This window comes from Nocardiopsis sp. MG754419 (genome assembly GCF_018207095.1).
In the GTDB taxonomy this organism is placed as follows: Bacteria; Actinomycetota; Actinomycetes; order Streptosporangiales; family Streptosporangiaceae; genus Nocardiopsis.
Map to the genome: position 1 here is coordinate 1 of NZ_QOCZ01000170.1, position 11,054 is coordinate 11,054.

11 protein-coding genes, 1 tRNA gene and 1 pseudogene are annotated in these 11,054 nt (G+C 71.3%); 9 read left to right on the forward strand and 4 right to left on the reverse strand.

Annotated elements, in window-relative coordinates:
- The 5 genes from DSY14_RS23970 to der form a co-directional block, all read left to right on the forward strand.
- Positions 1-1,048: pseudouridine synthase (locus DSY14_RS23970; RefSeq protein WP_211718881.1), on the forward strand; the 1,048-nt coding region annotated here is incomplete at its 5' end.
- A gap of 110 nt (positions 1,049-1,158) precedes the next feature.
- The gene (gene aroH / locus DSY14_RS23975; RefSeq protein ID WP_211718882.1) at positions 1,159-1,521 is read left to right on the forward strand and encodes a chorismate mutase; all 363 of its coding nucleotides are present in this window, start codon (positions 1,159-1,161) and stop codon (positions 1,519-1,521) included.
- Between the two features lie 84 nt (positions 1,522-1,605).
- Complete coding sequence (locus DSY14_RS23980; protein ID WP_211718883.1) at positions 1,606-2,748, forward strand: prephenate dehydrogenase; 1,143 nt, start codon at positions 1,606-1,608, stop codon at positions 2,746-2,748.
- A 101-nt stretch (positions 2,749-2,849) separates the two neighbouring features.
- Positions 2,850-3,539, forward strand: coding sequence for a (d)CMP kinase (gene cmk / locus DSY14_RS23985; RefSeq protein WP_211718884.1), 690 nt, complete (start codon positions 2,850-2,852; stop codon positions 3,537-3,539).
- A gap of 210 nt (positions 3,540-3,749) precedes the next feature.
- Positions 3,750-5,189 (forward strand): ribosome biogenesis GTPase Der, encoded by a 1,440-nt coding sequence (der, locus tag DSY14_RS23990; RefSeq protein WP_211718885.1) that lies wholly within the window; start codon positions 3,750-3,752, stop codon positions 5,187-5,189.
- Positions 5,190-5,340: 151 nt separating this feature from the next.
- Here der and DSY14_RS23995 read toward each other — a convergent pair whose 3' ends face one another.
- Entirely contained in the window at positions 5,341-6,813 is a 1,473-nt protein-coding gene (locus DSY14_RS23995) for an MFS transporter (RefSeq protein ID WP_211718886.1), read from the reverse strand.
- Positions 6,814-6,981: 168 nt separating this feature from the next.
- Between DSY14_RS23995 and DSY14_RS24000 the strand changes: the two genes are divergently transcribed.
- Entirely contained in the window at positions 6,982-7,452 is a 471-nt protein-coding gene (locus DSY14_RS24000; protein ID WP_307851318.1) for a DUF523 domain-containing protein, read from the forward strand.
- On the opposite strand, the gene DSY14_RS24005 is transcribed toward DSY14_RS24000, so the two are convergent.
- A complete protein-coding gene (locus DSY14_RS24005) occupies positions 7,431-7,991 on the reverse strand; it encodes a dihydrofolate reductase family protein (protein ID WP_211718887.1) in 561 nt (186 codons plus the stop codon). The genes DSY14_RS24000 and DSY14_RS24005 overlap by 22 nt on opposite strands.
- Positions 7,988-8,926, reverse strand: coding sequence for a helix-turn-helix domain-containing protein (locus tag DSY14_RS24010; RefSeq protein WP_211718888.1), 939 nt, complete (start codon positions 8,924-8,926; stop codon positions 7,988-7,990). Before DSY14_RS24010 ends, DSY14_RS24005 begins: the two co-directional genes overlap by 4 nt.
- Positions 8,927-9,321: 395 nt before the next feature.
- Here DSY14_RS24010 and DSY14_RS24015 point away from each other — a divergent pair.
- Positions 9,322-9,395, forward strand: a tRNA-Pro gene (locus DSY14_RS24015).
- 330 nt (positions 9,396-9,725) lie between these two features.
- Positions 9,726-9,914, forward strand: coding sequence for a hypothetical protein (locus tag DSY14_RS24020; protein ID WP_211718889.1), 189 nt, complete (start codon positions 9,726-9,728; stop codon positions 9,912-9,914).
- 159 nt (positions 9,915-10,073) lie between these two features.
- Here the strand turns inward: DSY14_RS24020 and DSY14_RS24025 are convergent, their stop codons facing one another.
- Positions 10,074-10,742: a TetR/AcrR family transcriptional regulator gene (locus tag DSY14_RS24025; RefSeq protein WP_211718890.1), complete on the reverse strand. Its 669-nt coding sequence runs from the start codon at positions 10,740-10,742 to the stop codon at positions 10,074-10,076.
- A 108-nt stretch (positions 10,743-10,850) separates the two neighbouring features.
- Between DSY14_RS24025 and DSY14_RS24030 the strand changes: the two are divergent.
- Positions 10,851-11,054: pseudogene (locus DSY14_RS24030) on the forward strand (alcohol dehydrogenase); the annotation flags it as partial.

Consider the following 11,054-nt stretch of genomic DNA (forward strand, 5'->3'; position numbering starts at 1 on the left):
TTCCTTCGAGCGTCGTGATGACCGTGGTGGTCGTTCGCACGAGCGTCGGGATGACCGCGACCGTGGTGGTTTCCGGGGTGACCGGGACCGTCGCGACGACCGTCCGCGTCGTGATGACCGACCGCGCCGGGACGACCGGCCCCGCCGGGACGATCGGGGCGGCCGACGCACGGACCAGCGCGGCCCCGCGCCGGCCGATGGCGTCAAGAACGAGAATCAGCTCTCGAAGGCGGCCCGTGAGCGCCTCAACGCGCTGCGCGCCGACTACGACCCGCGCGACGACGACCGCCACGGCGACGACCGTGACTCCTACACGGACGTCCCCGACGGCATCCGTCTGCAGAAGGCGCTCGCGGCGGCCGGTGTCGCCAGTCGTCGGGCCAGCGAGGAGATGATCGCCGCCGGTCGCGTCAGTGTCGACGGTCACGTCGTCCGTCGCTTCGGCGCCCGCGTGGACCCGGAGGCCTCCGAGATCCGTGTCGACGACATGCGCGTGGTCACGGCCCCGGACAAGCTGTACTTCGCGCTGAACAAGCCCCGCGGCGTGGTCAGCACCATGTGGGACCCCCAGGGGCGTCCGACCCTGGCCGACTACACCGGTCAGACCGCGGAGCGCATCTTCCACGTCGGTCGCCTGGACACCGAGACCGAGGGTCTCATCCTGTTGACCAACGACGGCGACCTCGCCAACCGGCTCACGCACCCGCGCTACAAGGTCATCAAGACCTACGTCGCCAAGGTGCCCGGCCCGGTGCCGCACCGTGTGGTGCGCGAGGTCACCAAGGGCGTGGAACTGGAGGACGGCCCCGTGAAGGTCGACTCCTTCCGGGTGGTCGACAACGACGACCAGCAGGCCATGGTGGAGATCCGTCTGCACGAGGGGCGCAAGCACATCGTGCGTCGCCTCATGGAGGAGGTGGGCCACCCGGTCTCGGACCTGGCCCGCACCCAGGTCGGCCCGATCGACCTGAACAACCTCAAGCTGGGCACCATGCGTGCGCTCAGCCAGCGTGAGGTCGGCGAACTGTACAAGGCGGCGGGGCTCTGACCGAGCGCTGTCGATACAGTTGACGGCGGTCGCCCCACAACCGGGGCGGCCGCCGTCGCGCGTACGCGGGGCGGCCGGGACGCACAACGTGGACGAGACGGGGACAGAACGTGGCGGTACGGGCCATCCGTGGAGCGGTGCAGGTCGACGCGGACGAACGCGAGCAGGTGCTGGAGGCCACCGCGGAGCTGGTCTCCGAGGTGATGCGGCGCAACGGGCTCGCCACCGACGACGTCATCAGTGTGGTGTTCACCGCCACACCCGACCTCAACAGCGAGTTCCCGGCCCTGGCCGCCCGCGGCCTCGGTTTCGCCGACGTTCCGCTGATGTGCGCCACCGAGATCGCCGTGCCGCACGCCCTTCCGAGGGTGATCCGACTCATGGCCCATGTCGAGACGGACCGGCCCCGCTCCGACATCCAGCACGTGTACCTGCGCGGCGCGCAGGCGTTGCGACTGGACATCGCGCAGTAGGGCGCGGCTCACGCGTGGAGCGCCCCCGTCGCGAGGCCGTACCCTGGGGATTTCAGGAGTAGGTCGGAGACGGGGAGTACGCGAGTGAGCAGCGGCACGGCCGGGGAGCGGCGGACCGAACCGCGTGGGGTGACGGTGGTCGGCACCGGACTCATCGGCACCTCGATCGCGCTGGCCCTGCGTGAGCACGGCGTCGACGTCACACTGTCCGACCCCGACCCGGCGTCGTTGCGGCTCGCCTGTGACCTGGGTGCCGGACGTCCCCTGGACGAAGCGGACACGGTCGCCCCGGCCGACCTCGCGGTGATCGCCGCCCCGCCGGACGTCATCCCGAGGGTGCTGCGCGACGCTCAGGACCGCGGCCTGGCCCACGTGTACACCGACGTGGCCAGCGTGAAGGTGAGCGTGCTGCGCGAGGCCGAACGGCTGGGCTGTGACATGGCGACGTTCGTGCCCGGACACCCCATGGGAGGGCGGGAGAAGCACGGTCCCGGGGCCGCCCGCGCCGACCTGTTCCTGGGCCGGTCCTGGGCACTGTGCCCCACGGCGAAGGCCGACCCGGGGGCCGTGGCCGCCGTGACCGAGCTGGCCCGCCTGTGCGGGGCCGACCCGCTGGTGCTGGACGGTGGCGCCCACGACCGTGCCGTGGCCCTGGTCTCCCACGCTCCGCACGTGGCCGCCTCCGCCGTGGCCGCGCGTCTGCTCGCCGGTGACGCGACCGCGCTGGCCCTGGCCGGCCAGGGTGTCCGCGACGTCACACGCATCGCCGGCGGCGACCCGGCCATGTGGGAGGAGATCCTCACGCACAACGCCGCTCCGGTGGCGCGGGTGCTGGGCGAGGTCGCCGCCGACCTGGCCGCCACCGCCGAGGCGTTGCGCGGTTGCGCCGAGGCCGCCGACGACGGCGTCGACGCCCGGCGACCCGCCCCCGTGCGCGACCTGCTGGAGCGGGGACGCTCCGGCCAGGGGCGCATCCCCGGCAAGCACGGGTCGGTCCGCCGCCCCGAGTACACCGTCATCCCCGTGGTCATCCCCGACCAACCCGGCGCGCTGGGCCGGCTCTTCGCCGCGGCGGCCACCGCGGGGGTCAACATCGAGGACGTACGGATCGAGCACAGCCCCGGTCTGCCCCTGGGTGTGGCCGAGTTGTACGTGCTGCCCGAGGCGGTGGACACCCTCGCCGTGGCGCTGTCGGCCGACGGGTGGTCGGTCCACCCGGGGGTGTGACGGACGGGGTGCGGGGCGCCCGGGCGTGGCGCGAGGGCGACCCGCCCGAAGGTAGGCTGGGGCGTCGGCAGACACTGGACCGGTCGAGGGAGTCAGCAGTAGTGAGCGCGCAGGGCACGGGTATCGTCATCGCCATCGACGGTCCCTCCGGGTCGGGCAAGTCGAGCACGGCCAAGGGTGTCGCCAAGGCGCGGGAACTGCGCTACCTCGACACCGGGGCCATGTACCGGGCCCTGACCTGGTGGATGTTGCACCACGGGGTGGACGTCGGCGACCCCGCCGCGGTGGCCGCCCAGGTCGAACGCCCCGTGATCACCATGGGAACCGACCCGAACGCCCCCACCGTGGAGGTCGACGGCCGGGACGTGGCCGCCGACATCCGGGGCAAGGACGTCACCACCAGCGTCAGCGCCGTCTCGGCGGTGCCCGAGGCGCGTGAGCTGCTGGTGCGCACCCAGCGCGAGGTCATCGCCGCGGCCAGGGCCGAGTCGGCCGGCATCGTGGTGGAGGGCCGGGACATCACCACGGTGGTGGCCCCCGACGCTCCGGTGAAGCTGTTCATCACCGCCAGCGCCGAGGCCCGCGCCCAGCGCCGCAGCAAGGAGGTCCGCACCGGTGACGTCGCGGCCACCCAGGCCGATCTGGCCCGCCGCGACAAGCTGGACTCCAGCCGTGTCCACTCGCCGCTGACCAGGACCGAGGACGCCACCGAGCTGGACACCACCGGCCTGACCCTGGACGAGGTCGTCGCCCTCGTGGTCAAGCTGGCCGACGAGGTCGCGGCCGAGTAGGTCCGGCCGAGCGTCGACGGTGCGGGCGACCCGCCCCACCGCCCCTTCCGAGGGGAACACCGAACCCGCCACAGGGGTTCACCCTGTGGCAGTACGGGCGCCTCGCACGAGGCGCCCGCAGTGATTCACGTGGCGATCGCGTCGAATCAACGCATCCTCGCGGCACGCATCCTGGGCGCGCGAGGACCTCGAACCGGGAGTTGAGAGTGTATGAGTGAGTTCGAAGTGTCCACCGTGGGACACGAGTCCGAGGACACCGAGGCGGCCCTGCCGGTCGTGGCCGTGGTGGGTCGACCCAACGTCGGCAAGTCCAGCCTGGTCAACCGCATCATCGGCCGTCGCGAGGCCGTGGTCGAGGACGTGCCGGGTGTGACCCGTGACCGGGTCGCCTACGACGCGGAGTGGCAGAACCAGCGGTTCACGCTGGTGGACACCGGCGGATGGGAGACCAGCGTCAGCGGACTGGCCGCCATGGTCGCCCGACAGGCCGAGTACGCGGCGCAGACCGCCGACGTGATCCTGTTCGTCGTGGACGCCACCGTCGGCATCACCGACGCCGACGCGGCCGTCACCCGGGTGCTGCGCGCCACCGAGCGTCCCGTCGTCCTGGCCGCCAACAAGGTGGACGGTGGTCGGCAGGAGGCCGACGCCCTCGACCTGTGGAACCTCGGTGTGGGTCAGCCCTTCCCGATCAGTGCCCTGCACGGTCGCGGCACCGGTGACATGCTCGACGCCCTGGTGGAGGCCTTCCCCGAGACCCCCCAGGGTGAAGATGAGGAGGACGGCGAGGACGGTCCTCCGCGGGTGGCCCTGCTGGGTCGACCCAACGTCGGCAAGTCCAGCCTCCTCAACCGCCTGGCCGGTGAGGACCGGGTGGTCGTGGACTCCGTCGCGGGCACCACACGCGACGCGGTCGACGAGCTCATCGAGCTCGGCGGCAAGACGTGGAAGTTCATCGACACCGCCGGTATCCGGCGCCGGTTCCGGGCCCTGCAGGGCGCGGACTACTACGCGACCATGCGCACCGGCACCGCCCTGGAGCGGGCCGAGGTCGCCGTGGTGCTGATGGACGTCAGCGAACCGCTCGCCGAGCAGGACATCCGCGTGGTGGAGCAGGTCGTCGAGGCCGGTCGCGGTCTGGTGCTGGCCTTCAACAAGTGGGACATCCTCGACGAGGAGCGCCGGATCTATCTGGAGAAGGAGATCGACCGGCAGTTGGCGCGGGTGTCCTGGGCCCCCCGGGTGAACATCTCCGCGGCCACCGGCCGTCACATGGAGCGTCTCGTCCCGGCGATCGAGACCAGCCTGGACGGTTGGAACCAGCGCATTCCCACGGGCCGGCTCAACAACTGGCTCAAGGAGCTCGTGGCCGCCACACCCCCGCCGGTGCGCGGTGGTCGCCAGCCCAAGATCCTGTTCGCCACCCAGGCCGGAGCGCGTCCGCCGCACTTCATCCTGTTCACGACCGGGTTCCTGGAGGACAACTACCGGCGCTTCATCGAGCGGCGTCTGCGCGAGGACTTCGGGTTCGAGGGCACCCCGGTGCATCTCAGCATGCGTATTCGGGAGAAGAAGGCCGGCGCCCCGGGCCGCGCCTCCAAGGGCAGTGTGCGCCCCGACCGCAAGCCGCGTGGCGGCGGCCGACGCTGACCTCGTCGCCGCACTTCGAGGACCACTGAGCGCGACCGGTCCGATGTCCGGAGGGCTCCCCGTGATCGGGGAGCCCTCCGTCGTGTGCGCACGGTGGCCGACCGGGCCACGAAGGCGCCCCGCCGGGGACGGAGCGCCCGGGGGCGTGGGGTCAGGAGTCCGTGGGCAGGCGCCGCACGTTGCTCCGTTGCACGGTGACCCCCGCGTCCCCGTCGGGGCGCGGGTAGGGGAGCGGCCCACGGTCGACCGGGCCGCGTTCCGGTACCGGGATGGCGGGTGCGCCCGGCAGTGGCCGGCCCGCGCTCTCCTGCATGCGCCACACCACCAGCACGCCCACCACTCCGGCACCCATGACCAGCCAGGCCGGAGCGTAGAGGTTGCCGGTGGACTGCACCAACGACTCGGCGACGAGCGGGGTGGTGCCACCGAACAGCGCCACGGAGAGGTTGAAGCTGATCGCCAGGGCGCCGTAGCGGACCTTGGTGGGGAAGAACGCGGGCAGGGCCGCGGGCGCGGCCCCGGAGAAGTGGACCAGGGTGATCGCCAGGACCACCACACCGAAACCGACCGCCCACAGACTGCCCTGTTGGATGAGCCAGAAGGCGGGCAGTGACAGGACGATCGCGAACAGACTGCCGGAGAGCAGCACGGGTCTGCGGCCCACCCGGTCGCTCAACCGCCCGAAGGTCGTCACCGTCGCCAACATGAACACCATCGCGCCCAGGGTCACCACCAGACCCATCGCGGTGCTGTAGCCCAGTTCGGCGTCCAGGTAAGTGGGCAGGTAGGCGGTCACCATGTAGTTGTTGACGTTGAAGACCAGTACCAGGCCCACGCACATGAGGATGGCGGGCCACTGACCCACGATGGTCTCCCGCAGCTGACCCTTGCGCCGGTCCCCCTCGGAATCCTTGGCGAAGCCGTCGGTGTTCTCCGCGAAGACCGGTGTCTCCTCCAGCTTGATCCGCAGGTACAGGCCGATGGCGCCCAACGGCAGGGCGAGCAGGAACGGGACGCGCCACCCCCAGTCCTGCATGGCCTCCGAACCCAGGGCCACCGTCATCAGCGTGACGATCGAGGCGCCTCCGACGTAACCGCTGACCGTGCCGAACTCCAACCACGAGGCCAGGAAACCGCGACGGCGGTCGGGTGCGTACTCGGCGATGAAGGTGGTGGCGCCGCCGTACTCGCCGCCCGTGGAGAAGCCCTGGAACATGCGGGCGACCAACAGCAGGATGGGCGCGGCGATACCGATGTCGGCCGCCGACGGGATGAGCCCGATCGAGAAGGTGCTCACCGCCATGAGCAGCATGGTGAAGGCGAGCACCTGCTTGCGTCCGACCCGGTCACCGAGCGGACCGAAGAACATGCCGCCGAGAGGACGGACGAGGAAGGCGGCGGCGAAGGTGGTGAAGGTGGCGATGAGTTGCACGCCGCCCGACTGGGAAGGGTAGAAGACCAGGCCGATCGTCACGGCCAGGTAGCTGTAGACACCGAAGTCGTACCACTCGGTCGCGTTGCCGATGGCCGCCGCCGTCACGGCCTTGCGGGTGGCGTGATGGTCGGTGCTCAGAGTCCCCCGGCCGTCGGGGCTCGCGCCACCGTCGGGTGCTGTGTCGCTCACGTCTCTCCCTCGATGATCTCACTGTGCGTTCCTACATAAGCACTTAAGGTGAAATAACGGTGGGATGTGGACGTGTCGACGGCCCGGTAGCGTGACGGTATGCGCAAAGTGCTGGTCAGCGCCTGTCTGATGGGTCGCCGGGTTCGCTATGACGGACGGGCCTAACCGGTGGACGACACCACCGTCGAACGCTGGAGGGCGGAGGGGCGCCTGGTCGTGCACTGTCCCGAGATCTCCGGCGGCCTGCCCGTGCCCCGGCCGCCCGCCGAGATCGAGCCGGGAGCCGACGCCGCCGACGTCCTCGCCGGATGCGCCCGCATCCTCACCCCCGAGGGCGCGGACGTGACCGCGCACTTCGTCTTTGGAGCCCGCGCGGCGGTGGCCACCGCGCTGGAGCACGGGGTGGCCGTGGCGCTGCTCCAACAGTCCAGCCCCTCCTGCGGCTCCCGTGACATGTACGACGGCACCTTCGCCGGACACAAGGTGGCGGGGGAGGGCGTCACCGCACACCTGCTCCGCGCCCACGGGATCCCCGTGCTCGACGAGGGCCGGGTGGCCGAGGCGGCGCGTCTGTTGGCCGAGGCGGAGTCGACCGCCACACGCGCCGCCCCCGAGGATCAGGGCTTGACCACCTCATAGTGCAGGCAGGCGAAGGCGCCGAGGAGCCTCGCCGACAACGGGCGCAGTTCCACCCTGCCGTCCAGCAGGGGGGCGCCGCCGCCCAGGCTGACCGGGGCGACCGACACCCGCACCTCGTCGAGCAGCCCCAACCGGGCCAGGTCGGCGGCGATCCGTCCTCCGCCCACCACCCAGATGTCTTTCCCCTCGGCGGCCTTCACCATCTCCTGGTGCAGCGTGCGCAGCTCCTCGTCGGTGTCGGCGCTGACGAACCGCAGATCGCCTTCGATCCTCGGCAGGTCGCGGTGGGTGAGCACCCAGGTGGGCGCCTGGTACTGCCAGGGCCGATCACCCTCGTGTTCGAGGATCCACTCGTAGGTGGTGGCGCCGAGCACGATCGCGCCGGCGCCGTCGATGAAGGCGGCGGTCTCGTCGATCGCTTCGCTGTTCGAGCCGCCCTCCTGCGCTCCCTCCACCGCGAACAGCCACTCCAGGGAGTTCTCGGGGTCGGCGATGAAGCCGTCCAGGCTGGTGGCGGTCTCGTAGACGGTCCTGGTCATGTCGTTCCTCCGTAGCGATCCTGTAGCCACTCGATCGGGTCTCCGTGGTCCATCTCCACACCCGCCTCCCGCACCATGTGCCGCACGAGTTGCCTGCGGTGCGCCGCGAAGGTGAGCACGTGCACCACGACGCTGCCCAGAACGAAACTCTCCGGCGGGTCGCACAGAGCGTCGATGAGCCGGTCGCCCCAGGCTCCGCGCCGTCCGATGTCGCCGACCGTGGCGATCCAGCGGGCGCCCACCTCGCGATGCCGTGTCCGAAGGGACGCGGGGTCCTCACCCCCGCGGTCGGGGAAGTCGGCCCCCTCGATGGAGGCCAACCACACCTCCTTCGACCACACCAGGTGGTCCAGGGTCTGCGCGATCGACTCCTCGGGGCCGTCCCAACCGAGGACGGTCCGACCGGGGGAGCGCACCTTCCGGTACTCCTCCTCCGGCAACCCGGCGGCCACCTCGATGAGCCGGGCCGTGTCGTCGACGTCGTGGTGCACCTGAAAGGCGGTGAGGTCCATGCCGGGCCGTCCCCTCGGGTGTTCCTCCACCCACAGGTGGAACGGTGGATGGAAGTGGACCCCGTTGGGTGCGGGCAGCCACCGTTCGCTGCCCTCCGTGGTGGCGCTGGGCGGGTGCCCGAAGGCGCGCGCGAACGCGCGGGTGAACCCCTCCACCGAGGCGTAGCCGGCGAGGAACGCGGCGTCGGTGACACCGGTGCCCTGCCCGATCTGCCAGGCGGCCCGCTCCAGCAGCACTCTGCGGCGCAGGGCCACCGGTGACTCCCCGGTGTCGCGGGCGAAGGTGCGGCTGAAGTGGAACGGCGAGGCGTGCGCCTGCCCGGCCATGTCGCTGAGCCGGGTGTTGTCCTCGGCCAGGACGGCGTCGAGCAGCTCCCGCAGTCGGTCGCGTCCGGACGGTGCGGCGGAGGTGGGGTCGGTCATGAGACCAGTATGTTCACCCGGCCCCCGGACGCGCTTGACCGTTCTTGCGCACTCGGGTGGGCGTGTCCGAGCACCGTGCGCGAGGCGTCTTCGGGTGGAGTGCGACCGTGGACGGGCCGTGAGACACCTCGTCGCGGTGCTCCCCGCGCACCGGGGGAGTGACGAGACCGGGCCCCGGTCGTCCACACGCCGTCCGCCGCCGGGGCGGGTCCGCGCGTTCCCGCGGTGCCGTCCGCCGTGGCGTGGCCCCGGAGCTGTTCGGCGAGGAGAACCCCGACCGCCGTGCACCTGCCCGGGGTACGGGTCGACGTCGCCCGAGCCGTGGTGCGAACGTCCCGGATCATGCGATAGAGTCATCTCCGTTGGTCGCGCCGGAGACGGCGTCGACCAGCGGACGGGACGTAGCGCAGTTTGGTAGCGCACTTGACTGGGGGTCAAGGGGTCGTGGGTTCAAATCCCGCCGTCCCGACAGAGAAATAGCAGGTCATTGAGGGGTCCACTTGCGAGTGGGCCTCTTTTTGCGTTCCCGGTGGCAGGGGGGCGGGGTCGACTCTCGACCGAGGTGCGGCCCGGACTCGCGGGATCGGCGCCCGGGAATCGTGCCGCCAGGCCGGTGGAGGCCCCGGTGGCCGGGAGGTGTGCGCCGCTGTTCGCGAGCGCCCCTGGCGTGGCCGGGGGAGCTCGGCGTGACCGTTGGCAGGTGCCCCTCGGTGGCGGGCGCGTCAAGAGTGACGCCCGTCACCTGAAGCCTAAGCTGGTGACACACCCATCTGCGCGTTCAACAACACCGGGGGTCTCGATGGGGTTCACCAGCACCGGCATCGACCAGTTCGCGGACAAGGCCGTGGCGGCCGAGCAAAAGGGGGATCTGGAGAGCGCTCGGCTCTTCGCCTCCCTGGCGCAGGCCAAGGCTCTGTCCAGCATCGCCACGGCTCTGCATCACCTGAACCCGGAGCGGGTCGGGCACTTCACCGACGCCGAGGAGTAGCGTCCAGAGCTCGCTCGGCGAGGGCCCCGCCCGGTGATCGTCGGTCGGGGCCCTCGCGGTGTCCGTGGTGCGCACCGGCTCCGCCGGCGACGGTGTCCTTTGGGCCGAAGACGTTCATCATGCGCGGGGCGCACGCGTGTGCGCCGGCGGCCCGCTCGTTCAGCGTGGGGCCACCGTGGCCGCGACGCTGTGGGGAAGTACCGAGAGCACGTGCGCCGTTCTCTCGGCCAGGCCCGGCGCGTCCGCGCGGTCCCCGTCCTCCGACCAGAGATCGACGGCGGTCTGGTGGGCGGCGACGAGCATCCGTACGGACAAGGACAGGTCGACCGGGTCCACGGTCTCCACCTGGACGCGTCGCTCCAGAACGGCCATGGCCGCGGTGCGCGTCCGCTCGCAGACCGCGAGCGATTCCGCCCTGATCGACGGGGTGGCGTCGGACAGGCGGGTGGCGGCGGACATGCGCCGCTCCCACCCCTCGGGCATGCCCGTGATCGCGTCCACCAGGACCCGGCCGAGGAGTCCGACCAACGACGACTCCGTCAGCGGTGCCCGTTCGAGGCACTCCAGGAACCGCGCCCACAGATCGTCCATGGGCGCCAGGACCACGTCCTCCTTGTTGCGAAAGCGCCGGAAGAACGTGCGCCGGGAGACCTGGACCGCGGCGCAGAGTTCGTCGAGTGTCACGTCGGCGAAGCCGCGCTCGGAGAACGCCTCCAGCGCGGCGTCGACGAGGGCGTCACGGGTCTGCCTCACCTTCCTTTCCCGCAGGCCCATCGGGGTCACCGGTGGGGCTTCGGAGGTCGCGTGGGCGGGGAAGTGCGTCGACATGCCTCCAGGCTAGCCCAGGCGCCACCCGATGCCATGAGCCACTCTGCGCCACATGCTACTTTGTGCCAAGTGTCGCAGAGTGGCACTTTTGGCAGAAGGAGGATCAGCATGCGAGCTCTCGTCGTCGACCGCGCCGCCCCCGGTCGGGTGCGGCTCGGTACCGCCGAGGACCCCGAACCCGCACCGGACGAGGCGCTCGTGCGTGTGCGTGCGGTGTCGGTGAACTTCGGTGAGGCGGTCGGGGGACTCGACCAGGCTCCCGACGGTGCCGTCCTCGGGTGGGACGCCGCGGGAACCGTCGCACGGGCCGCC

Excerpts from the sequence above, each read along its gene's own strand:
- DSY14_RS24010 (WP_211718888.1), bottom strand. The coding sequence starts at position 8,926 with ATGACCGACCCCACCTCCGCCGCACCGTCCGGACGCGACCGACTGCGG.
- DSY14_RS24025 (WP_211718890.1), bottom strand. The coding sequence starts at position 10,742 with ATGTCGACGCACTTCCCCGCCCACGCGACCTCCGAAGCCCCACCGGTG.
- DSY14_RS24020 (WP_211718889.1), top strand. The coding sequence starts at position 9,726 with ATGGGGTTCACCAGCACCGGCATCGACCAGTTCGCGGACAAGGCCGTG.
- DSY14_RS24005 (WP_211718887.1), bottom strand. The coding sequence starts at position 7,991 with ATGACCAGGACCGTCTACGAGACCGCCACCAGCCTGGACGGCTTCATC.
- der (WP_211718885.1), top strand. The coding sequence starts at position 3,750 with ATGAGTGAGTTCGAAGTGTCCACCGTGGGACACGAGTCCGAGGACACC.